At 66.6% G+C, this 23,458-nt stretch carries 21 protein-coding genes and 1 pseudogene; 10 read left to right on the top strand and 12 right to left on the bottom strand.

Annotated elements, in window-relative coordinates; all coding sequences use genetic code 11:
• Positions 1-66: 66 nt before the first annotated feature.
• From EYS21_RS14805 to EYS21_RS14790, 4 genes are read right to left on the bottom strand one after another with little or no spacing between them, the layout of a single operon-like run.
• Positions 67-1,077 carry an oligopeptide/dipeptide ABC transporter ATP-binding protein gene (locus EYS21_RS14805; RefSeq protein ID WP_165478326.1) on the bottom strand — a complete coding sequence of 337 codons (1,011 nt, stop codon included), beginning with the start codon at positions 1,075-1,077 and terminating at the stop codon, positions 67-69.
• Positions 1,074-2,132 carry an ABC transporter ATP-binding protein gene (locus tag EYS21_RS14800; RefSeq protein ID WP_131133979.1) on the bottom strand — a complete coding sequence of 353 codons (1,059 nt, stop codon included), beginning with the start codon at positions 2,130-2,132 and terminating at the stop codon, positions 1,074-1,076. The genes EYS21_RS14805 and EYS21_RS14800 overlap by 4 nt, the downstream gene beginning before the upstream one ends.
• On the bottom strand, positions 2,129-3,085 hold the full coding sequence (locus EYS21_RS14795) for an ABC transporter permease (protein WP_131133978.1): 957 nt from the start codon (positions 3,083-3,085) through the stop codon (positions 2,129-2,131). The genes EYS21_RS14800 and EYS21_RS14795 overlap by 4 nt, the downstream gene beginning before the upstream one ends.
• Complete coding sequence (locus tag EYS21_RS14790) at positions 3,082-4,119, bottom strand: ABC transporter permease (RefSeq protein ID WP_165478325.1); 1,038 nt, start codon at positions 4,117-4,119, stop codon at positions 3,082-3,084. The genes EYS21_RS14795 and EYS21_RS14790 overlap by 4 nt, the downstream gene beginning before the upstream one ends.
• A gap of 110 nt (positions 4,120-4,229) precedes the next feature.
• On the opposite strand from EYS21_RS14790, the gene EYS21_RS14785 reads away from it, so the two are divergent.
• The 3 genes from EYS21_RS14785 (at position 4,230) to EYS21_RS14775 (ending at position 6,681) form a co-directional block, all read left to right on the top strand.
• Positions 4,230-4,934: a GntR family transcriptional regulator gene (locus tag EYS21_RS14785; RefSeq protein WP_131133976.1), complete on the top strand. Its 705-nt coding sequence runs from the start codon at positions 4,230-4,232 to the stop codon at positions 4,932-4,934.
• Between the two features lie 48 nt (positions 4,935-4,982).
• The gene (locus tag EYS21_RS14780) at positions 4,983-5,969 is read left to right on the top strand and encodes an ornithine cyclodeaminase family protein (RefSeq protein ID WP_131133975.1); all 987 of its coding nucleotides are present in this window, start codon (positions 4,983-4,985) and stop codon (positions 5,967-5,969) included.
• A gap of 343 nt (positions 5,970-6,312) precedes the next feature.
• Positions 6,313-6,681 carry a hypothetical protein gene (locus tag EYS21_RS14775; RefSeq protein WP_131133974.1) on the top strand — a complete coding sequence of 123 codons (369 nt, stop codon included), beginning with the start codon at positions 6,313-6,315 and terminating at the stop codon, positions 6,679-6,681.
• An 87-nt stretch (positions 6,682-6,768) separates the two neighbouring features.
• Here the strand turns inward: EYS21_RS14775 and EYS21_RS14770 are convergent, their stop codons facing one another.
• Both EYS21_RS14770 and EYS21_RS14765 read right to left on the bottom strand, forming a co-directional pair.
• Positions 6,769-7,575, bottom strand: coding sequence for a hypothetical protein (locus EYS21_RS14770; protein WP_131133973.1), 807 nt, complete (start codon positions 7,573-7,575; stop codon positions 6,769-6,771).
• Positions 7,575-7,865, bottom strand: coding sequence for a hypothetical protein (locus EYS21_RS14765; RefSeq protein ID WP_131133972.1), 291 nt, complete (start codon positions 7,863-7,865; stop codon positions 7,575-7,577). Before EYS21_RS14765 ends, EYS21_RS14770 begins: the two co-directional genes overlap by 1 nt.
• Before the next feature lie 552 nt (positions 7,866-8,417).
• Between EYS21_RS14765 and EYS21_RS14760 the strand changes: the two genes are divergently transcribed.
• Together EYS21_RS14760 and EYS21_RS14755 are read left to right on the top strand one after the other, a co-directional pair.
• Complete coding sequence (locus EYS21_RS14760; protein WP_131133971.1) at positions 8,418-9,161, top strand: hypothetical protein; 744 nt, start codon at positions 8,418-8,420, stop codon at positions 9,159-9,161.
• Positions 9,162-9,395: 234 nt separating this feature from the next.
• Positions 9,396-10,562, top strand: coding sequence for a class I SAM-dependent methyltransferase (locus EYS21_RS14755; RefSeq protein ID WP_242633445.1), 1,167 nt, complete (start codon positions 9,396-9,398; stop codon positions 10,560-10,562).
• A gap of 16 nt (positions 10,563-10,578) precedes the next feature.
• Here EYS21_RS14755 and EYS21_RS14750 read toward each other — a convergent pair whose 3' ends face one another.
• A complete protein-coding gene (locus EYS21_RS14750; protein ID WP_131133970.1) occupies positions 10,579-11,475 on the bottom strand; it encodes a 2-dehydropantoate 2-reductase in 897 nt (298 codons plus the stop codon).
• 83 nt (positions 11,476-11,558) lie between these two features.
• Here EYS21_RS14750 and EYS21_RS14745 point away from each other — a divergent pair.
• From EYS21_RS14745 to pntB, 3 genes and pseudogenes are all read left to right on the top strand, one after another.
• Positions 11,559-12,200, top strand: a pseudogene (locus EYS21_RS14745) (class I SAM-dependent methyltransferase); the annotation flags it as partial.
• 373 nt (positions 12,201-12,573) lie between these two features.
• Complete coding sequence (locus EYS21_RS14740) at positions 12,574-14,130, top strand: Re/Si-specific NAD(P)(+) transhydrogenase subunit alpha (protein WP_131133969.1); 1,557 nt, start codon at positions 12,574-12,576, stop codon at positions 14,128-14,130.
• 68 nt (positions 14,131-14,198) lie between these two features.
• On the top strand, positions 14,199-15,602 hold the full coding sequence (gene pntB / locus EYS21_RS14735) for a Re/Si-specific NAD(P)(+) transhydrogenase subunit beta (RefSeq protein ID WP_131134193.1): 1,404 nt from the start codon (positions 14,199-14,201) through the stop codon (positions 15,600-15,602).
• Between the two features lie 82 nt (positions 15,603-15,684).
• Here the strand turns inward: pntB and EYS21_RS14730 are convergent, their stop codons facing one another.
• The 5 genes from EYS21_RS14730 to EYS21_RS14710 form a co-directional block, all read right to left on the bottom strand.
• Entirely contained in the window at positions 15,685-15,909 is a 225-nt protein-coding gene (locus EYS21_RS14730; RefSeq protein WP_242633444.1) for a hypothetical protein, read from the bottom strand.
• A gap of 365 nt (positions 15,910-16,274) precedes the next feature.
• The gene (locus tag EYS21_RS14725; RefSeq protein ID WP_131133968.1) at positions 16,275-16,997 is read right to left on the bottom strand and encodes a hypothetical protein; all 723 of its coding nucleotides are present in this window, start codon (positions 16,995-16,997) and stop codon (positions 16,275-16,277) included.
• On the bottom strand, positions 16,987-17,430 hold the full coding sequence (locus tag EYS21_RS23760; protein ID WP_242633443.1) for a hypothetical protein: 444 nt from the start codon (positions 17,428-17,430) through the stop codon (positions 16,987-16,989). The genes EYS21_RS14725 and EYS21_RS23760 overlap by 11 nt, the downstream gene beginning before the upstream one ends.
• 410 nt (positions 17,431-17,840) lie before the next feature.
• Positions 17,841-19,511 (bottom strand): thiamine pyrophosphate-binding protein, encoded by a 1,671-nt coding sequence (locus EYS21_RS14715; protein ID WP_131133966.1) that lies wholly within the window; start codon positions 19,509-19,511, stop codon positions 17,841-17,843.
• A gap of 119 nt (positions 19,512-19,630) precedes the next feature.
• Positions 19,631-20,134: an Lrp/AsnC family transcriptional regulator gene (locus tag EYS21_RS14710; protein ID WP_131133965.1), complete on the bottom strand. Its 504-nt coding sequence runs from the start codon at positions 20,132-20,134 to the stop codon at positions 19,631-19,633.
• Positions 20,135-20,226: 92 nt separating this feature from the next.
• On the opposite strand from EYS21_RS14710, the gene hisC reads away from it, so the two are divergent.
• Together hisC and EYS21_RS14700 are read left to right on the top strand one after the other, a co-directional pair.
• Positions 20,227-21,336 carry a histidinol-phosphate transaminase gene (gene hisC, locus EYS21_RS14705; RefSeq protein ID WP_131133964.1) on the top strand — a complete coding sequence of 370 codons (1,110 nt, stop codon included), beginning with the start codon at positions 20,227-20,229 and terminating at the stop codon, positions 21,334-21,336.
• A gap of 43 nt (positions 21,337-21,379) precedes the next feature.
• Positions 21,380-22,792 carry an amino acid permease gene (locus EYS21_RS14700; protein WP_131133963.1) on the top strand — a complete coding sequence of 471 codons (1,413 nt, stop codon included), beginning with the start codon at positions 21,380-21,382 and terminating at the stop codon, positions 22,790-22,792.
• The last annotated feature ends 666 nt before the right edge of the window (positions 22,793-23,458 follow it).

Genomic DNA, 23,458 nt, shown 5'->3' with positions numbered 1-23,458 from the left:
TTCTCCTGGAGGGTGTGGTTGGCCGGTGCGGCCGGGGGCTGCCGGGATGGGTGGGGCTGCGGGTGCCTAGGCGTGGACCAGCAGGCAGGCGGACTGGTGCGCCGGGCGGACGGGGAAGTCCGCCTGGGTGGGCACCGGGGGAAGGAGGTGGGGTACGACGGCGGCGCAGGCGTCCGTGGCGATCGGGCAGCGGGTGCGGAAGGCGCAGCCGGAGGGCAGGTTGGCGGCGTCCGGCAGGTCGCCGCGGAGCACGATCCGCTGCCGGGTTGCGGCGGCCGACGGATCCGCCACGGGTGCGGCGGACAGCAGCGCCTGCGTGTACGGGTGTTGGGGGTTGGTGAAGACGTCGGCCACGGGTCCGGTTTCCACGATCCTGCCCATGTACATCACGGCCACCCGGTGGCTGATCTGCCGCACCACGGAGAGGTCGTGGGCGATGAACAGGTAGGACAGGCCCAGCCCGGCCTGCAGGTCCTGGAGCAGGTTGATCACCTGGGCCTGCACGGAGACGTCCAGGGCGGACACCGGTTCGTCCAGGATGAGCAGTTCGGGCTTCAGCGCCAGGGCCCGGGCAATGCCCACCCGCTGGCGCTGGCCGCCGGAGAACTCGGAGGGCCGGCGGCTGCCCATGGCTTCGGTGAGCCCCACCTGTTCGAGCAGCGCGTTCACGGCGGCGGCGGTGTACTGGCCGTTGATCCGCAGCGGCTCGGCGACGATCTCGTGCACGGTCATCCGCGGGTCCAGGGAGGAGGAGGGGTCCTGGAACACCATCTGCATCCGGGCGCGTTCCTGCCGGCGGCGGCCGTTCAGCAGCCCGGCGAGGTTCCGGCCGCCCACCGCCACGGTGCCGGCGGTGGGTTTATTGATGCCCAGGATGGTGCGGACCAGGGTGGATTTGCCGCAGCCGGATTCACCCACCAGACCCAGGGTTTCGCCGGGGGCCACGTGCAGGGAGACGCCGTTGACGGCTTTGAGGGTGCGGCGGCTGAACAGCGGGCCGCGGGCCGGGAATCCGACCATCAGGTCCTGGACGGTCAGGACGTCCAGGAAGGGCGGGGCCGGGGTGTCGGTTCTCATGCCGGTTGTCCTTTCAGCAGGTTTAGGGTGCTTTCGCCGGCAAAGTGGCAGGCCGCGGCTGGCCCGGCGAAGGGTGCCGGCCCGTCGGCGTCAGCTGGGGGAGTGGGCAGCAGCGTGAGCACCGGCCGGGCTGTTGTGCATTCGTCCCGGCCGCTGCCGAGGTGGCAGCGCGGCTGGAAGGCGCAGCCGGCGGGCCGTTCGGCGGCGGCCGGGGGCGCACCCGGAATCGCGAAGGCGCGCCCGCCGGCGGTCCCTTCGCCTAGGATGCTGGCCAGCAGCCCGGCGGTGTACGGGTGGGCGGGGGAGGTGAACAGCCGGTGCACGTCCGCGGTTTCCACCACCCGGCCGCTGTACATCACCGCCACCCGGTCCGCGGCTTCAGCCACCAGCCCCAGGTCGTGCGTAATCAGGATCATGGCCGAGCCTGCCCGGCGCCGGGCTTCGGCCAGGACGTCCATCACCTCGGCCTGGACCGTGACGTCCAGTGCGGTGGTGGGCTCATCGGCGATCAGCAGGCCGGGATCGTGCGCCATGGCCATGGCGATCATGGCCCGCTGCCGCATCCCGCCGGACCACTGGTGCGGATAGGAGGCGGCGCGTCCTTCCGGATCGGGAACGCCGACGGCGGCCAGCAGGCTGTGCACCTTGTCCGCGGTCTGCCTGCGGTTCAGTCCGGAGGCGTGCAGCCTGACGGCTTCGGCCAGCTGGCGTCCCACCCGCTGCAGCGGGTTCAGGGCGGACATCGGGTCCTGGAACACCATGGCCAGGTCCTTGCCGCGGAGGCGGCGCATCTCGGATTCGGGCAACCGCGCGAGGTCCCGGCCACGGAACAGGATCCGCCCGGAGGCGATCCGCACGCCCGGCGGCAGCAGGTCCATGATGGCCAGCACCGTCAGGCTTTTGCCGGAGCCGGACTCGCCCACCAGGGCGAACACCTCATCCTGGTGGACCTCGAAGGTGACGCCGTCCACCAGCCGCACCGGGCCGTCGTCGCCCGCTACTTCGATGGTGAGGTCCTGCACTGACAGCAGCGGACCCGGGTAGGTGGTGCTCATGCTGTGCGTCCTTTCCGGAGGAGTGCGCCGGTGGTGCCTTCGGCGGTGAAGCGCTGGCTGGTGAACTGGGCGCCGGCCACGGTCAGGAACATCACGATGCCCGGCAGGACGGCCAGCCAGGGGTTGGTGCCCAGGTACTTCTGGCCCTCGAAGATCATGGATCCCCAGCTGGGGACGGGCGGCTGGACGCCCAGGCCCAGGTATTCGAGCGAGGACTCGATGAGGATGATCGTGGCGATGTCCGTGGCGGCGATGATCAGGATCTGGGAGAAGACGTTGGGCAGGATGTGCTTGCGGATCACCCAGCCGTGCCCGCCGCCCTGGGTGAGCGGCGCCAGGACAAAGTCACGGTTCCGCAGCGACCGGGCCAGGTTCCGGCTGACCCTCGCGTAGCCCACCCAGTAGGTCAGGCCCAGGGTGACGATGGTGACCGTGGCGCTGGGTCCGGTGACCGCGGCGACGGCGATCAGCAGCAGCACTACGGGCATGGCCAGGTTCACGTCGGCCAGGGTGGTGATGGCGGAATCGAGCCGGCCGCCGAAGTAGCCGGCCGCCATGCCCAGCCCGGTGCCGATCACCGCGTTCAGGATGACGACGGCGAGGGCTATGCCCAGGGTGACAAAGCTGGCCAGGGACAGGCGGCTGAGCATGTCCCGGCCCAGCGAGTCCGTCCCCAGCAGGTGGTCCGGATCGGTGAAGGGCTTGCGCATGGCGGCGGAGAGGTCCTGGCCGAAGGGGTCGTAGCCCGGGAGCAGGGCGCCGCCGGCGGCGAGCAGGAGCACCAGGCCCAGCATCATGCAGCCGGCCACGAAGGCGGGGGACGCGCCGGGGCGCTTGCGGCGGCCGGCGGCAGGCCGCCGTCGTGCTTTACCTTGCTGGTCCCCTTGGGGGCTGTCCCTTTCGCTCGTGGCGGGAAGCACTGTGGGGTCGGTGGGCAGCAGCTGCTGGGTCATGCCAGGCTCACTCTCGGATCGATCTTGGCGGCGAGCAGGTCCACGGCCAGGTTCACGGTGACGAAGATCAGGGCCACCACCAGCAGCCCGGCCTGGACGATGGGGAAGTCGCGCTGGCTGACGGCTTCGGTGAGCACCTGGCCGAGCCCGGGCCAGGCGAAGACGGCCTCGACGACGACGGTCCCGCCGAGGAGGGAACCGAGGTTCAGGCCCGCCATGGTGAGCACCGGCAGCACGGAGTTGGGGAGCATGTGGGAGAACAGGACCCGGGCCCGGCTTTGGCCTTTGGAGAAGGCTGTGCGGACGTAGTCCTGGCTGGCCTGGTCGCTGAGGGCGGCGTCGATGAGCCGGACGTAGAGGACGAACTGCCCGGTGGCGATGGTGAGGACGGGCAGCACCAGGCTTGCCGGGCTGGTCCGGCCGAGGGAGGGCAGCATGCCCAGCGCCACGGAGAAGAGCAGCACGGCGAGCAGGGCGAAGAAAAAGTCCGGGACGGAGTGGCGGAGGGAGCCGCCCCAGATGAAGAGGGAGCGGAGGGTCCGGCTGCCGGTCAGCTGGATGGCGGTGGCGGCCAGCACGGCCAGGAGCAGGCCGAGCAGGAAGGACCAGAAGGCGAGTTCGAAGGTGGCGGGGAGCCGTTCGGCGATCAGTGCCAGGGCCGACTCGCGCTGGCGGTAGGAGTTGCCGAAGTCGCCGCGGAGCACGTTGCCCAGGTAGGTCAGGTACTGCACGTGCAGGGGTTCGTTGAAGCCGAGGGCGCCGTTGAGGGCGTCCACCTCCGCAGCCGTGGCGTTGTCCGGCAGGAGCAGGCCGGCCGGTTTGCCCGTGGCGCGGCCCAGGATGAAGGCGAAGGTCAGCACGCAGAAGAGGGTGAAGACCGCTTGGCCTGTGCGTTTGATCAGGTACTGGGGCACTGTGCCCCCTCTCAGGAAGTTGTTGTTGCTTTGCCCCTGGAGCAGGGGTTCCGATGACAGCGTAAGGGCGGTTTTTGGGCTTTCGGCCGAGTTGACCGGAACGTCATCGAGGTTAAACATGCCGGAAACTTTTGAATACCAAATAGCGCAATATTGGTGCTGGAAGTGTTGAAAGTGCATGCTTGGAATACCAAAAGACATTTTCTGACCGAAAAGAGCGAGGAGGAGCCGTGACAGACACAGAGCCTTCAGAGGCCGGAGTCGGCCTGTCCGAACGGGTGGCCGAGGCATTGCGGGAACGCATCATTTCCGGGCGCCTTCCTGGCGGCAGCAAGCTCAATGAGCGGGAGCTGTCCGCGGAGCTGGATGTTTCCCGCATCCCCCTACGGGAGGCCCTGCCGCTGCTGGAGGCCGAGGGGTTCATCCACTCGGAAGCGCGGCGCGGCAGCTTTGTGCACACCTTTACGCTGCGGGATGCCGTGGAGGTTTTTGACCTTCGCCTGCGGCTGGAGCCGTTCGCGGCGCAGTGCGCGGCGCTCCGGGTGGCGGGCGGCGCCAGTCCGGAGGACCTGCTGGCCTCGCTCGAGTTCGCCCGGACCGGTGTTCCGGGGGAGCAGGCGTCCGGCCGCAACTCGGACCTGCACGAGGAGATCGTGCGCCTGGCGGACCACGACCTGCTGCGCCGGCTGTCCAGTTTGCTCAACGGCCGGGTCCGGTGGCTGTTCCGGCTGACACCGGAACGGGACACACACGGGATGTGGGAGGAGCACGCCGAGCTGGTGCATGCGATCGCGGAGGGCCGGCCGGCACTGGCCGAGGCCCTGGCCGGTGCGCACGTGGAACGGGGGCGGCACGCCTCCCTGCCGCACCTCAGCGGGCGGCTGCCCAGCGAGCCGGTGCCCCGGCGTGCGCGCAAAACCCGCAGCCCTGCCTAACTGATTCTTTCCGGTCCCCTTCTTCCCACCACCCGACCCGAGGTACCGATGACACTTGTACTTACTGCTTCCGTTCTTGAAACCCTGGCCGACATGCCGGCCACCATTGCCGCCGTCGAGCACGCCTTTGCCGCGATCGCGGAAGGCGGGGCCTGCCAGCCGGCGCCCACCTCCCTGCACCTGCCGTCCTCTGACGGGCGCTTCATCCTCATGTCCGGCCTCGGCGATGCCGAGGGGCTGGCCGGGGTGAAGCTGCTGGCCGATATTCCGGCAAACCGCGACGCCGGGCTGCCCACCCAGCGGTCCAGCATTGTGCTCTCTGACCAGCAGACGGGGGAGTGCCTGGCCCTTCTGGACGGCCGGGTGCCCACGCGGGTGCGCACCGCTGCCGCCAGCGCGGTGGCCAGCAAGTATTTGGCCCGGCCCAACAGTTCGACTCTTGGTTTGATCGGTGCCGGTGCGCTCGCGGTGGCGCATGTGGAGGCGATGCTCTCGGTGCTGCCGATCGACACGGTGGTGGTGTGGTCGCGCAGTGCGGCCACCGTGGAGGCGTTCCGGGCGAAGATCAGCCACCTGCCGGTGAAGGTGGTGGCCGCCGGCGCGATCCGGGACGTGGTGGAGGCAGCGGATGTGCTGTGCACTCTCACGCCTTCGGTGGAACCGCTGGTGCGGGGGGAGTGGTTCCTGCCGGGGCTGCACGTGAACGCGGTGGGCGCGCGCCCCCGTCCGACGCACCGGGAGATCGACTCCGAGGGCATGGCCCGGTCCAGCCTGTTCGTGGACAGCATTGCGACGGTGACCGAGAAATCCGGGGACCTGCTGATGGCCGTCTCCGACGGGGCAGTTGCCGTGGGCGATATCCGGGGCGAGCTGGGGCAGGTGGTGGCCGGCCAGGTCCCCGGCCGCCGGGACGACGCGGACATCACCCTGTTCAACTCCGTGGGCATCGGCATGCAGGACGTGGCGGTCGGGCGGCTGCTGTACGACGCCGCGGTTCAGCGGGGGCTTGGGGTGCGGGTGGACATGGCGGGGTGAGTGCCGCCGTCGTCCGGAAGCGCACGACGGCGGCGCTTGCGTATCAGCCGAAGGTACCTACAGGCAGCGCGAGATCGCCCAAGGAAGAAGCAGCTGAGGGGGAGCGCGCAGCGATTAGGAATGTAGCGAGTCGACGGCAGTGGACGCAGCTTGGATGCTTTCCAAGCCACGGCGGCCCGCTGGTTGGTACGGCAGGAACAGAGGTTAAGGGTGTTCCGCGGGAGGAAATAAGGACAGGTAGGGCAATCGCGGCAACGCAGGCAGGCGCGGACTGCCACAGGCGCCGATCGGATGCCACCGCGGCCAACGCCAGCAACACAGCCATGACAGGCATGTATGGGACATGCCGGCCCGAGCGCCGCCCGCCGCCATGCCGGAAGAACACCAGGACCAGCTGAAATACGCAGTCCGCTCCGGAGCCCTGCCACTGGCCAGTCTGTTCTGTGACTGGCCAGTTGAGCTCGCACAACAGGGGAGTGCGTATTCGCTGGCCCTCCGGGCTCTGCGGGCCGGGACCGCGGTGGTTATCCTCATAGATGGCTACGGTATCCTCCGTGATCCCGCAGGGCGCTTCTTTTTCCTCTATTGCGCCGTGGCCACCGCAACATTGGGGGTTGCGGTGTTTGCCTTCTCAACGGTCCGGCTGAAGAACATTCACGCCGTGGAGGGCCAGCTGCGCGAACAGATCCGCCTACTTGATGGCCGGGTCTGAAGCCGAGGCTTCCGCCAAAACAGTTATAGGCGGCTCGTCGCCACGAACCTGGCACGGCAGCAGGGCGGTTTCAGAGCCTCATTCTGCCTACGACGACGAGGGGTAGAGGAAGACGTCTACGGAGTCGCCGCGGTAGTGGAACCGGACGACGCTCCCCTTCGGGAGGCCCATCACGGCATCATCACCCGAATGGGTTTGCCCGCCGACGTCTGCAAAAAGATCGACCCCGGGCGGCACACAATTGGCGCCGTCAACAAAAGGACCGGAACGATCGATGAGCATGAAGCACCGGTAGCCCCGTCCGTCCACGAAGAACCAGGGTTCGAATCCCCGATACTGTTGATAGCCGCGGAAGCTGGATTGGCCGGCAGCTTCCCCCCAAGGGAATTCCAGCGTTGAGAGGAACGACAGCATTGTGAAAACGGCGGTGTCAGCCTCGTCTGCGATCGGACGCAACGTGGCATCGGGATGCGGTCTAACGATCCATGCCACGGTGAACACAGCGGCAACAAAGACGGCAACAAAGACTGCCAGCGCGGTGGCCGTAAATGAGTAACGGCGGACTTGTGTCGCAATGCGACGACGCCAGGCTGAGGACATCAATCCAGTGCTGGGCTCCGCCACGGGTGCGATGCTGGTTGCTGGTTCCGGCCATTCTTCAATGAATGTGTTCCAGGTGGAGTGAGCAACTGACCCGGAATCCGGGGCTGCAGCGGGTGCTGTGACTTCGGTGCCGGCGGCGGCGCGAAGACTCGCAGTGCGTGCCGCCTCCAGTTCCGCCAGTCTTACCAGTGCTGCAGGGTCGGACTGGATATCTGCCTGCCGACCGTATGCCCTCCTGCGGAGCTCGTCCAGCTCGCGCTCAGCGTCGGACCGGGGTGAGGATGGGTCCATCAGCCCGCCTCCGGGATGAGGTAGACGTAAGCATCAACCGTGTCGTCACGAAGTACGAATCGGATGATGCCGTCACCGGCGCGTCCTTCGAATCCTTCAAACCCATCCCGGGATGAGGCGACGTCCATCATGAGATCTGCTGGAGCCGGAGCACAGCGAACGTCTGAGAGATTACCGCTCGCCCGGTGCAGTGCCACCAGACACGGCGAGCCGAACGCGTTCACCCCGGAATAGATCTCGAGACCGAGATACGGCCCGTATCCGCGGAGGGTTGAAGCCTCGATCTTCAACAGGGGTGCTCCCCTAAGCAGCAGTCCGGGGAGCCGGTTATCGACCGCGGCCCCGCTCGGATGAAGAGTGGCATCAGGACGCGGCTCGGATAACAGCAGGGTCGTCGTAACGATCCCTCCCGCGAGGACCAGTGCGGCACCGGCCCAGTACAAGCGACTCCACCTTGGCAGCGGATGTTCTATCGAGGCAGCGTCCACGGGGGCCTCCGAATCAAGTTCGTGCAACCTCGCTAGGCCTGGAGGGTCGACACTGATGTCTGGATCCGGACCGTATGCCCGCCTGCGGAGCTCTTGAAACTCGCGGCCGGCGTCCGAAGGGCGCCTGAAGCCTTCCACAGCTGAAAAGTACACCCGTCTGGCGGAGCGGGTCTATACGTCTCCAAATCGAGCCGTTGGAAACCGCCCAGCGCAGTTTGGCTCGTGGCCCCCGGGACTTATTCGGTTGTAAAGTGTGGTGGCTTGAAGTGCCTGCTCTGCGTGTTTCGGTCCTGTCCCCGAGTTAGTGGGTTACTGTCACGGCAAGATAGCCACGTCGTGTCGAGGAGGAACTACTTGGAAATTTCATCCCCCGCGTCCAGCTCAATTGTGGGCAAGCTCCTCGAAGAAATTTCGTGGGAGAAAGCCAGAGACTATAGGGCCGGTGGGCAGGGACGTGAAAATGTCTTGACCGCAGAAGTGCTTGTAGGCCTGGATTTTTTGCCCAGAACCCACTTCCTGGGAGATGTCATCCGGGCGGCGCACGGTGCCGATGAGGCCCGGAACCAGCTTGCCGCTGAGGCGGAGGAATTGCGGATGCATTTTCTTCCAGGCGATTCCAGTCTCGGTTCGAATGGCCGCAACGCGAAATTGGTTGTCCAGCCTGACGCTATTTTCGAGACTCCGAGCACATACACGCTCGTTGAAGCCAAACGGATCAGGTACGGTAGTTTCCAGCCGGAACAACTGGCCCGGGAATACATCTCGCTTATGTCCAAAGCCGGCTCCGCTACCCCTCTTCTTTTCCTTTTGGGGGTTACGCCGCCGGTTCGCGTCAAAGGCCACGGCCAACTCGAAATTGCCGAAGCTGTGGGACGATTCCTTGGCCCCGTCTTGGACCGTGTCGGCGACCCTACGCTCCCTTCCGCGTCCGGGCTAATGGCGCACATACCGGAAGTCTTCTGCTGGATATCGTGGCCGGAATTGGATGAGTGTGTGCGCGACGCGGCGGCAACGTATCTGGCTGGTCCCCCTTCTGGCGATGCTTCCGTCCAGCGCATCGCCGCCTTTATCCGGAATGCAGTCGCCTGGCATGCCTGATCCCTTCGGTGCCCGGTCGGCCAGCGGGCGCCCGCCACGGCGCACCTGTATCCTGAGGAGGCAGGTTGAATGGCTAAAGCGGCCATCAACCACGCTCGGTTCGCGGCCGGATGACGGTCCGGAATCCTGGGCCGTCGCCTTCCATGTCGTGGATCACCGCCGCAATCGTCAGCCGCCGATCGGCTCCTCTGACGCTGGGATTGGATCCTTATCACTACCGACACGCCAGCTCCCTTGGGAATCCCGACGCCGGCCCGCAAGCCCGAGCGCGCAGCTGCGGTGGATGATCCCGCCGTCGTGACGTGGGCCGAGGCCGGTGAGAGCATGACCGCGCGGTGGCGTTCGGCGAACGGCAGGCCGGCGCCGACGCGCGTTGAAGTGGTCGACGACTCCCTCACGGCCGATGAGGCGAACCGGATGGCGTCGCAGGGGATCGCGATGCTCTGGCACGGTGACTTCCACAACGCCCGGCAGATCCTCAACGCCCTGGACCGGCGGGTAGGTGCCGGAAAGAAGGATACCGCAGCGACTCCGGCCGAGAAGTTCTACCGTCACCGCCAGTCAGCCTCGCACCGTGCCCGTATTCTCGGCCTGCTGCTGATTCCCCTTGATCCAGGCCCGGTGGTGCCGCTGCGCCGCGCGCCCGACATCGGGGAGGCCGCCGCCGAAGCCTACGGTGATGTTGGCGAATCCTCCGTGGTGTCGCTGCATGAGCTGGTGGGGGCCATCGGCGCCCACGAGTGGCGGAAGAAGGGCATTTACGTCGATGCCCTGCAGGACCGCATCCACCCGCACTACGGCACGTTCTTCCCCACGCGGAGTGAGTATGTGGATCTCGTGGCCGCCGCGCCGCTTCCTTCTGACACGCTGGCGTTCGACGTCGGGACCGGCACCGGGGTGCTCGCTGCCGTCCTTGCCCGCCGCGGCGTCCGCCGCGTGGTGGCCACGGACAATGAGCCGCGTGCCATCGCCTGCGCCGCCGAGAATTTCCGGAACCTCGGTGTCGAAGACCGTGCCGAGGCGGTCCTGACCGACATGTTCCCGCCCGGACGGGCACCGCTCATCGTGTGCAACCCGCCCTGGATTCCTGCCACGCCGCATTCGTCCCTGGACAACGCCGTCTACGACCCCGGGAGCAGGATGCTGTTCCGCTTCCTGAACGAACTCCCCGACCACCTGGAGCCGGACGGTGAGGGCTGGCTTGTCCTCTCCGACCTGGCCGAACACCTTGGCCTGCGGACGCGTGAGGATCTGCTGGCCGCCATCACGGCGGCTGGGCTGAAGGTCGTGGAACGGCTGGACACCAAGCCAACGCATCCGAAGGCATCGGACCGCGACGATCCACTGTTCGAGGCGCGCACGGCCGAGGTCACGTCGCTGTGGCGGCTAGTTCGGCTGTAGTCCGGGGCAACGTCCGTCAGCGCTGCAGGCCGGCCCTGATCTGGATGAGGGTGAGGTCCAGCAGCGGCGTCGGGACGTTGAGGCTGCGGGCCCTGCGTGCGAGGTCGCCGAGGATGTGCTCGGCTTCCGAGGGCAGCCCGGCGCTGAGGTCCCGGTACAGGGAGGACGTGAAGCCCGATCCCGGCTCGGTGAGTATGCCGACCGCCTGTGCGTGAGCGGCGTCGGAAACGGGATGTCCTGCAGCGGCGGCCACCGCTTCGGTTTCGCTGATGGCCTCCAGGATCCTGGACTGCCCGCCGGCCTCGATGATCCGTCCCACCGGCGCCCGGAACAGGCAATTGACTATCCCCGCGGCAGCGATGAAGGCCCATTTGTCCCACAGTGCGCCCAATACGTCGTCCACTACCGAGAAGCCGACGGCGGGCACGTCCAGCGCCTCGGAAATATCCGTGGGGACAGGGTTTCCGTTCAGCCCGCCCACCATGAGCGAAGTGAGGGGCACCTGCTGGCGGACCACATCGCCGTCGAGGGTGGCGACGATCCGGGCCAGGCCGCCCAGCACCTGGCCCGGGTACAGCTGCTCAAGCCGGTCCACATGGGCCATGCCGTTGAGGATGGGAACGATGCTGGTCCCAGGCCCGACGAAAGCGCCAAGCTCGCCGAGGACGCCGTCGAACGCGGTGGCTTTGACCGTGACCAGGATCAGATCGAAGGCCTCCGACCCGTCCGGTGCCGTGATGGTTTTCACCGGGTGCGTCCGGTCAGCGGTGGGGGAGATGAAGCGCAACCCGTCGCGGCGAAGGACCTCCTGCTTGCGCGGCCGCACCAAATAGGTGACATCCCGCCCCGCTTCCTGCAGGAGCGTACCGAACGCCCCGCCTGTGGCTCCGGCTCCGACGACGAGTATCCGCATGGGTGCATACCTTTCCGGGTGTTCAGGGATGTTCAGCAGACTGAGCAGCCAGTAAACAGCTGATGAGGCTTCGTATCCGATGTTACGTCGATGCCCTGCAGGACCGTATCCACCCGCACTACGGCACGTTCTTCCCCGCCCGGAGTGAGTATGTGGATCTCGTGGCCGCCGCGCCGCTTCCTTCTGACACGCTGGCGTTCGACGTCGGGACCGGCACCGGGGTGCTCGCTGCCGTCCTTGCCCGCCGCGGCGTCCGCCGCGTGGTGGCCACGGACAATGAGCCGCGTGCCATCGCCTGCGCCGCCGAGAATTTCCGGAACCTCGGTGTCGAAGACCGTGCCGAGGCGGTCCTGACCGACATGTTCCCGCCCGGACGGGCACCGCTCATCGTGTGCAACCCGCCCTGGATTCCTGCCACGCCGCATTCGTCCCTGGACAACGCCGTCTACGACCCCGGGAGCAGGATGCTGTTCCGCTTCCTGAACGAACTCCCCGACCACCTGGAGCCGGACGGTGAGGGCTGGCTTGTCCTCTCCGACCTGGCCGAACACCTTGGCCTGCGGACGCGTGAGGATCTGCTGACCGCCATCACGGAGGCCGGGCTGAAGGTCGTGGAACGGCTGGACACCAAGCCAACGCATCCGAAGGCATCGGACCGCGACGATCCACTGTTCGAGGCGCGCACGGCCGAGGTCACGTCACTGTGGCGGCTTGTCCGCCGCTAGCCACAGGCTGCTGAGATCAAAAACCAGGCCCGCGCCGCCACCGGCCCGCCCCGGAACGGGAACTTACGGGAGCCATGTCCTGCCTAGCCGGTTTGCGCACCGTCTCCGGTGTCATCCCACATGACATCCAGATTGTGGAAGATCACGGGTCCGTCGCACAGGGGGAGAAAGTGCCCTCGTCCGGCCAGCCCTTCTGCGCGTCCGCCGTCGTAATGGAAAACGTTTATCACCGGCACTAAGGCATACTGAACAGGAGTTTTAGGGACCCGCCAGCTTCTTGGCTGACGGGTCCTGTCTGACGGAAATGAACCAACGTGGGTTCGCCCGGCCGCGGTATCGCGTGCCGGGATTTTTGTGTGGAAGAGGAGCGAACGTGACACGTATTGGCATTGTGGCCGAGTTAAGTCGCGAGAGCCGGGTGGCGGCAACGCCCACCACGGTGAAGCAGTTGTTGGGGTTGGGTTACGAGGTTGTGGTCGAGAAGGGCGCGGGGGAGTCCGCGACGTTCCGTGATGAAGACTATGCCGAGGCCGGTGCGCTGATTGTTGGTGCTGATGAGGCGTGGGGATCCGCGGTGGTGCTGCGGGTTAATCCGCCCACCGAGGAGGAAATCGGCCAGCTGGCTCCTGGTGCGACGCTGATCGGTTCGCTCAGCCCGGCTTTGCGTCCGGACCTGGTAGAGGCACTGGCTGCCCGTCCCATTACGGCGCTGGCGCTGGATGCGGTGCCGCGTATTTCGCGCGCGCAGTCGATGGATGTGCTCAGTTCGATGGCGAACATTGCCGGGTACCGGGCCGTGATCGAGGCGGCTCATGAGTTCGGGTGGTTCTTTACCGGGCAGGTGACGGCGGCGGGCAAGGTTCCGCCGGCGAAGGTCCTGGTCGCCGGTGCCGGTGTTGCCGGTCTGGCCGCGATTGGTGCTGCGTCCAGCCTGGGTGCGATCGTGCGGGCGACGGATCCGCGCCCTGAGGTGGCTGATCAGGTGAAGTCGATCGGCGGAACCTACCTCAAGGTGGAGGTGGAGGAGGAGATGAAGTCCTCCGACGGGTACGCCAAGGCCACGTCCGAGGCGTACAACCGGCGGGCCGCGGAAATCTACACCGAGCAGGCAGCGGAGGTGGACATCATCATCACCACCGCGCTCATCCCGGGACGGCCTGCCCCGAAGCTGCTCACGGCCGAGGACGTTGCCGCCATGAAGCCGGGAAGTGTGATCGTTGACATGGCCGCGGGCCAGGGCGGAAACGTGGAAGGCTCGGTCGCCGGGGAACGCGTGGTCACCGACAACGGCGTGGTCATCCTGGGCTACACCGACCTCCCCGGCCGGTTGCCGGCCCAGGCGTCCCAGCTGTACGGGACCAACATGGTGAACCTGCTCAAGCTCCTGACACCGGACAAGGACGGCCAGCTGACTATCGATTTCGACGACGTGGTGCAGCGTTCCGTGACGGTGGTGCGCGAGGGCGAAAGGACCTGGCCGCCGCCTCCGGTCCAGGTCTCCGCCGCACCCGTGGTGAAGCCGGCCGCCTCGGCCGCCGCCGACAGTACTGCGCCGAAGAAGAAACCAGGTCTCAGCACCGCCGGTAAGGCCGGGCTCTTCGCCGCCGGCATCGCCGCGCTGTTCCTCGTGAACGCTGTTGCCCCGGCGCCGCTGCCGCAGCACTTCACGGTGCTGATGCTCTCGGTCGTGGTCGGTTTCTATGTGATCGGGAAGGTTCATCACGCCCTGCACACCCCGCTGATGTCCGTGACGAATGCGATCTCGGGGATCATCGTGGTCGGTGCGCTGCTGCAGGTTACCTCGGACAACATCGTGATGCAGGTTCTTGCCGCGGTCGCGGTGCTGCTGGCCAGCATTAACATCTTCGGTGGTTTCGCCGTGACCCGTCGCATGCTCGCCATGTTCTCGGCCGGGAAGGCCCGTTCATGAGCGCCGTCACCGAAGCAACCGGAACTTTCTTGAGGAGCCTTACCGTGTCTGACACCGTCTCCGGTCCGTTGACCGCCGACTCCATCGCGGGGGCTGCCTACATTGTCGCTGCCGTCCTGTTCATTCTCAGCCTTGCCGGGCTGAGCAAGCACGAGAAGGCCCGTGCCGGCGTCGTGTACGGCATCACCGGCATGGTCATCGCCCTGGCCGCGACCGTCTGGCTGACAGTCCAGGGCGCCTGGGGCACAGGCCCTGCCCTGACCGGTTTGGTCCTGCTCCTGGCCGCTGTGCTGGTTGGCGGGGCCATCGGGCTCTGGCGCGCCCGCGTGGTGGAAATGACCGGCATGCCCGAACTGATCGCGCTGTTGCACAGCTTCGTGGGCCTCGCCGCGGTCCTGGTCGGCTGGAACGGGCACCTCGAAGCCCCGGCGTTGTCCCCGGACCTGATGGCGGTCCACCATGCCGAGGTGTTCATCGGCGTCTTCATCGGCGCGGTGACCTTCACCGGCTCCATCGTGGCGTTCCTGAAGCTCTCGGCCCGGATGAAGTCCTCACCGCTGATGCTGCCGGGCAAGAACGCGCTCAACCTCGGCGCCCTCGCCGCGTTCGTGGCCCTCACCGTCTGGTACGTCAACGACTCCCAGCTCTGGCTCCTGATCGTCGTCACCATCCTTGCCCTCGGACTGGGCTGGCATCTCGTGGCCTCCATCGGCGGCGGCGACATGCCCGTCGTCGTGTCCATGCTCAACAGCTACTCCGGCTGGGCCGCCGCAGCCGCGGGCTTCCTGCTGAACAACGACCTGCTGATCATCACCGGCGCCCTGGTCGGCTCCTCCGGTGCCTACCTGTCCTACATCATGTGCAAGGCCATGAACCGGTCCTTCATCTCCGTGATCGCCGGCGGCTTCGGCATCGCCGCCCCGACCACCGGCGGCGACGCGGACCAGGGCGAGCACCGCGAAATCACGGCCGAAGCAACCGCGGAAATGCTGGCGAACGCCTCGTCCGTGGTCATTACCCCCGGCTACGGCATGGCCGTCGCGCAGGCCCAGTACCCCGTGGCCGAACTCGCCCACCAGCTCCGCGAGAAGGGCGTTAATGTCAGGTTCGGCATCCACCCGGTCGCAGGGCGCCTGCCCGGGCACATGAACGTGCTTTTGGCCGAAGCCAAGGTCCCCTACGACATCGTCCTGGAAATGGACGAAATCAACGACGACCTCGGCGACACCTCCGTGGTCCTGGTCATCGGCGCGAACGACACTGTCAACCCCTCAGCGGCCGAGGATCCGGGCAGCCCCATCGCCGGGATGCCCGTCCTGCGGGTTTGGGAAGCCGAGAACGTCGTCGTGTTCAAACGCTCCATGGCCGCAGGTTACGCCGGAGTCCAGAACCCCCTGTTCTACCGGGACAACTCCCAGATGCTCTTCGGAGACGCCAAAACCCGCGTCGAAGACATCCTCCGCGCCTTCTAGGTAAGACGCCCCGGATAGATAAAGCGAGGGAAACGGGCGACGGCGGCAACCAGCCGCCGTCGCCCGCTCCCTTGAACGAGAGTTACCCAGCCACCGCCGCCTTCGCCTCCTGCTTGGCTGCCATCCATTCGCTCAGCCACGGGGCCCGCACGCTGGAGGTGATCCGGCAGTCGGCCACGAAGGTTCCCCTGGCGCCGGCGTCGATCCAGTCCGTGAGCGCCGAGAGGTCCGCCAGCGAGCGGATGATCGCCGACTCGGCACCGAGCGCGCGGGCGATGCCGCTGAAGTCCACTTCGGGGATCAGCATCGGCTTTTCGGTCAGGCCCTGGGAGCCGTACTGGTGGATTTCGGCGCCGTGCGCCGATCGTTGTAGATCACCACGACGGCGCCACTCGCCGCTTCAATGGATCTGCGGTTCCCGAGCTGGACAGGTCATTGGCCGACTCCTGCGCGTAGGTACTGCTGGTCGCCTCATTCTGGGTGTTGGCACCTATAAGACGGCGTTGCGGCTGGCTGGACGACTTCCTGTTTACCGGCCGCATTTCATATTTATGGTGCTTTCGCTACCAATATGACACCAGCGGGAGCCAATTACTCCCGCGCTATCGGGCCCCGACGGCGCGGAAACAGCGCGGCTCTGGTGACATAGCATGCGTTGAGTGCATACCGGAATCAGCCCAGGGACATCCGGAGGCGCTCCACACCGTCTGCACCTTCGGGTACGAGGCCCATATGCTCGGGGGTGTTTTTCAGATGGCCGAGCATATGTGCAAGGTGATCGCGTTCTGCAGGCTGATAGGTGACGCCGCGCAGGTCAGCGGCGCCCACGACGGCGGCCAGCGTCAGAAAATCAGTGATGTGCCGCTCTCGAAATTCATCATTCACAATTTTCAGGGCGGCGGCTTTACCGATCAAGCTGCCGAGCAGCGATGGGCGGTTCACTCGACCGGTGACCGACCCAGCAGTGACATCAACTGTTTCCGCCCGGTCCAGTGCCTGCTGGGTGGCGGGTGCCGCGATCGTCGTCCCACCTGTCACACCACGGCGGCCGGCTGCCCGCTCTCCGAGATGGCGGGGAATGAGGACATCCACGATGGCTTTTCCGCGGAGCCATCGGTGCTGGTGGCCCTCAAATGACTCGCCCGCAGATTCGAAGCCGAGCTTCCTCAACAGTGAAGTGAAGTCGCGGAGCATCGTAGGGTAGGCCCGGATGTCGAGGGCAAAATCGGCATCACTTGTTGCCCTGACAACAGGGGCGCTCCGTTCAATCGCGTGCAGGTAGACGGACTGTCCGCCGACGAGGACCCAGCCTTGTGGCATACCAGCATGGATCTCGAACACCGCCTGCCAGGCTTCCTGCTGCTCGACAGGCATTGCCGGGAGTTCAATCGGCATGAATGCTCCTGACCAGTTCGCGGGCGGCTTCTTGTTCCCGAGCACCTGGGCGTTCGGCCAGATCCGCGGCTACGACCAGTAGCGGAAGCTCAGCGGGTACGTCATCAGCTGCATGCAGGACAACGTTGGCCCGCTGCCCGGGCTTGGCCTCCACCAGGAACCAATCCCTTACCAGGGCATCGACGTCATCCCGGCTTACATAGGCCTCGATCTCGGAATTTGCGAGCAGGCCCGATTCCGGGTGGGACACGCCGGACGGCCGGAGCCGGGGATCCTTCTTCAACTCCGGGATATCGCCGCCGCTGGCGGAAAACTCAAGTCTGTCGGCACGGTTGGCGAGCAACGCCAGCAGGAGGGGGACGGAGAAGGCTGCGTCCTCCCACCGTTGCAGCCTGTGGTTGAGGCGATACTTCTCAACGGGAGAGACGGGCACGAGAAAATCGGACTTGGCGTCTTTCCAAGCATCACTGGCCGCAAGGACAAACAGCCATGCGTTACGCTCCGAAAGTGGCCTGCCAGCGGGTGCCCCGGGCTGATACTGGGATGCGTCCGCTTCATCAACCAGCCATCGACCGCCCACCCTCTGCCCGCGGATACGGCCGGACTGCACAAGGTGCCGTGCACGGCTTTCGTTTACATTTAGGCGCTTCGCCAATTCGGGGATACTCAGCGGCATGTCAAAATTATATCGATAGCGCTACGAATATGAAATGCGACTCTGGGTGGTTGGGCCGGGAGGCAGTATTGCGCTGATCTTTCCCCACCCCGTGCTGGCCAGCCGCCTTGAACGGGGTCGGGGCGGGGTAGTCGGCGAGATCCCTCGAACGTGTGAATTCAGCCCTCCTACCCCGCCACCGCCGCCTTCTCCTGCTCCTTGGCCGCCATCCACTCGCTCATCCACGGAGCCCGGACGCTTGACGTGATCCGGCAGTCGGCCACGAAGGTACCTTTCGCGCCGGCGTCGATCCAATTGGTGAGCGCGGAAAGGTCCGCCAGCGAGCGGATGATCGCCGACTCGGCACCGAGCGCGCGGGCGATGCCGCTGAAGTCCACCTCGGGGATCAGCATGGGCTTTTCGGTCAGGCCCTGGGATCCGTACTGGTGGATTTCGGCTCCGTAGGCCGCATCGTTGTAGATCACCACAACGGCGCTGCTCGCCGCCCCGATCAGCGATTCGAGGTCGGACAGGCCCATCAGGAAACCGCCGTCGCCGGAGGCCAGCACCAGGGTGCGGCCGTCCTCCAGGGCGCGGGCCGCCCCGACGGCGCTGGCCAGGCCCAGCCCGATGGCCTGGAACGCGGTCCCCACCATGACCAGGTCCTGCGGCCTCGGGATCCGCCAGTACATGGGTGCCCAGCCGACGAAGTGCCCGCCGTCCTGGACCACCGTGCGGCGCTCCGGCAGCACGGCATCCAATGCCGTGGCCAGGGAGCGCGGGTCCAGCCGGCCGTCCGGGGTCTCGTCGAAACCGGGGTGGTGGGCCGGTCCTTCGGCCAGGCGCTGGCGGGCTTCCGCGCGCCACGCTTCTGAGCAGGCGCCCGCCGAAGCGCCGTCATCCAGCATCCCCAGGATGCGTCCCGCGGCAGACTTCACGTCCGCGCTGACAAACGTGTCCACCCGGGGGTGCGTGGGCTGCAGGGCGGCGTCGATCTGGATGACGGTGCTGTCCGGGCCGAGCAGGTGCCCGAACCGCATGGTGAAGGGGCTCAGGCTCGCCCCGGCCACGAGGACCACATCGGCCTCACCCATGAGGCCGGCCGCGGTGTCCGTGCCGAAACCGCCGGCGACGCCCAAGTACCCCTCGCCTTTGAGGAGGTTGAGCGCCAGGGCGGTTCCGGCAGTCAGTGCGCCGAGGCGGTCGGCGAGCTCGCGGAGCTCCGGGCCGGCTCCGGCGAGGTGCGCACCGCGGCCGGCGAGGATCAGTGGCCGCTTCGCGCCGGCGAGCAGGCGGGCTACGCGCCCCAGGCCGCCGTCGACGTCGTCCGTCACCTGAGGTGCCAACGGCGCCGGAAGCTCCTCGTCCCCTGCGTCGAGTGCCGCGAGGTCGTAGGGGATGGCAATCACGACGGCGGTGCGCCTGGTGAGTGCGTACTCCACCGCCTGCTGCGTGATGGCGCCCGCGGCGTCGCGGGTGACGGTGAACGTGGCCGCGCCGAGGCCTGCGGCGATGGCCGCCTGGTCCACGTCCTGGGGCCGGGCGCCGCTGCTCGGCGCGTCCCCGGTGACCAGCACCACGGGGATCTGCGCCTGGACCGCCTCCGCGAGGGCGGTGAGTGCATTGGTGTAACCGGGGCCGTAGGTGGTGGTGCCCGCGGCGAGGCGTCCAGAGGTCCGGTAGTAGGCGTCGGCCGCGGCGATGGCGGCACCTTCATGGCGGACGGCGGAGAAGCGGAGGCCCAGCTTTTCCGCTGCGTCCAGGAAGTAGACGTTGCCGTTGCCCATCACGCCGAAGACGTCGCTGACATAGCTGCTGAGAACCTGCGCCACGCGGCCGGAGACGGTAAGAGTAGTCATGCAGGAATCTTGTGCGCTGGTTCCCAGATAGGCAATAGAGCCGATATTGATTGGGATATTTGGCAGCAGTCGGAGGCTCAAGTGAAAATATGCCCACCTGTGGCGTGCATCACCTGCGCTTACTCCGAAGGGCGCGCCTCCTGCTCTGACAGCCGGCTCAAAAGGCCGTCGTAGCGGGGCGGCATCAGTTCAACCACGGAGATGGCCGTGCTGGTCCGCTGAATTCCGTCGATGGCCAGGATCTGGTTGGTGATGCGGTAGAGATCGGCCGTACTCCGGGCCACCACCTTGGCCATGAGGTCCGCGTCGCCGGTGGTGGCGTGCACCTCGATCACCTCCGGGATGGCCTCGAGCCCGTTTTCCACCGCTCCGGCCCGGGTCTGGCTGATGGCCAGTGAGAGGAAAGCCATCAGGTCATAGCCGAGTGCGGCGGGGTCCAGCCTGCGGCTGAAGGAGCGGAGGGCGCCGCTGCGCTCGAGCCGTGACAGCCGGGCGTGGACCGTGTTCCGTGCGACGCCGAGCGTCCGCGAGAGTGCCAGGGCGCTGGCTTCCGGGTCCTTGTCGAGGGCGAGGATGATCCTGCCGTCAAGGGAATCCAGGGTGCGCGGGTTCTGGATGGTCATATTTTCACCACAGTCAGTAGAAGTTGAGCAGAAGTCCCAATGGGTTGAGCGTATCTTGCATTGTGGGCCGGGTCACAACATAGTCGTTCCTCATGACCCGTGATCAACTCCTGACCGCACCGGACACCGCGCTTCCCACCCTTCGCGGCGCGGTGGCCGGCCTCCCGCCCTACGTCCCGGGCCGGCGCAGCGCCGGCCTGGACATTGCGGCCCTCGCCAGCAACGAAAGCCACTACGAACCGCTGCCCGCTGCCGCCGCTGCGGTGGCCGCGGCGGCCGGTACGATGAACCGCTACCCGGACAGTGCCGCCGTCGAACTCCGCGAACGGCTTGCCGGCCACCTCGGCGTCACGGCCGGAGAGGTGGCGGTGGGACCCGGCAGCGTCGGCGTCCTGCAGCAGATCATCACCGGCCTGTGCGACGCCGGGGACGAGGTGATCTTCGCGTGGCGTTCCTTCGAGGCCTACCCCATCCTCGTTGAGCTGGCAGGCGCCCGGCCGGTCCGCATCCCGCTGGACAGCGAAGAAGGCCACGACCTCGATGCCATGGCCGCGGCCGTCACCGCCCGCACGAAGGTGATCCTGCTCTGCACCCCCAACAACCCCACCGGCGTGCCGATCAGCCATGAACAGCTCGAGGCTTTCCTGCAGTCCGTCCGCTCCGACATCCTCGTGGTGATCGACGAGGCCTACGTGGAATACGCCGAAGCCGGCAGCGGTCCCGATTCCCTGGCGCTCTACCGCCAGTACCCGAACGTCTGCATCCTGCGCACCTTCTCGAAGGCCTACGGACTCGCCGGCCTGCGCGTGGGCTACGCCGTGGCGGCGCCGGCCATCGCCGAGGGACTGCGCCGGACGGCCCTTCCCTTCTCCGTGAGCGCGCTGGCCCAGAAGGCCGCCGTCGCGTCGCTGGACGCGGGGGAGGAGATGGAAGCGCGGGTCGCGGCCGTCAGGCAGGAGCGTGCACGGATGGCCGCGCAGCTTGAGGCCCAGGGCTGGAAGCTGCAGGCGAGCCAGGGCAACTTCCTGTGGATCCGTGCCGATGCGGACCTCCAAGCGAGGCTGGTGGAGGCGTTCGACCGCGCGGGCATCCTGGTCCGGGCGTACCAGGGGGACGGCGTGCGGATCACCGTCGCCGATCCCGCCTCCAACGACCGCGTACTCCGGCTCCTTGAGGCGCACGCGGCCTCGACAATCGACTGACCTGTAACCCCAACCCGTTCCACCTACAACCAGAGGACTCCCCATGGAACAACAGACAAAGACGTCTGGCCGCGCACTGGGCGCGGCACTGAAACCCCGCCAGCTCACGATGATGGGGCTCGGAAGCGCCATCGGCGCGGGCCTGTTCATCGGCTCCGGCGCCGGCATCCAGGCTGCCGGCCCGGCCGTGCTGATCTCCTACCTTGTGGCCGGCACCCTCATCATCCTGGTGATGTGGGCCCTCGGCGAGATGGCGGCCGCCAATCCGGACAGTGGTGCGTTCTCCGTCTATACGGCCAAGGCCTACGGGCCGGTGGCCGGTGCCACGGTGGGCTGGCTCTGGTGGCTGCAGCTTGTGGTGGTCATCGCGGCCGAAGCCCTCGGTGCGGCGGGCCTGCTGGCGACCATCTTCCCGGCCCTGCCGGTGTGGCTGATGGCGTTCGTGTTCATCGTGGTGCTCACCGCCGTGAACCTGACGAGTGTGAAGAACTTCGGCGAGTTCGAGTTCTGGTTCGCCCTGCTCAAGGTGGCGGCCATCGTCGGGTTCCTCCTGGTGGGCGCTGCCCTGCTCTTCGGCTGGCTGCCGGGCGTCCAGTCGCCGGGCCTGTCCAACTTCACCGGCGCCGGCTTCGCACCCAGCGGTTTCGCCGGGATTGCCACGGCACTGTTCGTGGTGGCGTTCGCATTCGGCGGCACCGAGATTGTCTCCGTGGCGGCAGCTGAGACCGCCGAGCCGGCCCGCAGCGTGAAGAAGGCAGTCCGGACGGTGCTGTGGCGCATCCTGGTCTTCTACATCGGTGCCATCTTCGTGATCGCGGCCGTGGTTCCGGTGGGTTCGGCGGGGCTGAAGAGCCCGTTCGCCGCAGTGCTGGACGCCGCGGGCATGCCCGGCGCTGCCACCGCCATCACCCTCGTGGCCGTCGCAGCACTGCTTTCCGCGCTCAACGCCAACCTCTACGGCGCCTCCCGGATGGCGTACTCCCTCGCCGAGCGGGGAGAAGCGCCGCGTCTGCTCGCTTCCGTGTCCAAGGCCCGGGTTCCGGTGGTCGCGGTCCTGGCCAGTGTTGCTTTCGGCGTTGTCACGGTGGTGCTGGAGCTGGCTTTCCCCGAGATGGTTCTTCCTGTCCTGCTCAACATCGTGGGCTCGACATGCCTGCTGGTGTGGACCTCCGCGCTCCTCGCCCAGCTCGCGCTGCGCCTCCGCGCCGACCGCGACGGAACGGATCTTCCCCTGCGGATGCCCGGCTTCCCGTGGCTCACCGTGTTTGGTCTGGTCATCCTCGCGGCGATCTTCACGGTGGGCTTCATCGGCGAGGACTCCCGTCCCCAGCTCCTGAGCACCTTCGCACTCGTGGCGCTCCTGGCAGTCGCGAACTGGCTTCACCACCGTTCGGGCAAGGTTACGCCGGTAGTCGAGTCTTCGGATGGTGCCAAGCAGCCGGTGCTCGTCGACTGAATAAAGCCGGCTTGAACCAGTTCGTTGGTTCAGGGCAAACGGAGGGCGCGTCCGGTTTGACCGGGCGCGCCCTATCCGCCTGCTGGCTTTGCGAGGCAGGAGTGGGTGCGTGCGCGCGCGGCTTCTGTACGGTCCTGTGACCCACTCCATATCGGGCGGGTCCGGCTGACTGCCCGGGCAGGCGATACGGATGGCCCCCGAATCCCTGTGTTTTCGGGGTTTTCGGGGGTTGGCGGCACGCTCTGGGCTGGATTTGCTGTGGGGGTTGCGGGCGTGTATTGTTTTCTGAGTCGCCGCCGCTGATGCGGAAAAATTGCGACAAACCCCCTTTTTCAACGGCCTGGAAATGGCACGCTTTGTAGCGTGCCGGGTTTGGGTGGGGCCGGTTCGCCGGGGCGGTAAATCGCGGAAACGCCGATTTGCAAAGCTCCCCGAGTCCGGGTAGGTTTGAGAGGTTGCTCCGGAGCGATCCACGGCTGTTTGGTTGTGGTGGTGCCGGGTGTGTCTGTTGTTTGAGAACTCAATAGTGTGCCAAGTTTGTTGATACCAATTTATTGTATTGAATTGGTTGAATTGACTGGATTATGCCACCCCGTGGTGTGGTCTGGTTTTTACAGCTGGTTTCAAATTTTGCAGTGTGGTTGCCGCGTTTTCCCGTGGGGCCAT

The organism is Arthrobacter sp. S39 (assembly GCF_004320525.1).
In the GTDB taxonomy this organism is placed as follows: domain Bacteria; phylum Actinomycetota; class Actinomycetes; order Actinomycetales; family Micrococcaceae; genus Arthrobacter.
Note: the sequence above shows the minus strand (reverse complement) of the source record. Positions and strands in the feature narration are given on the sequence as shown.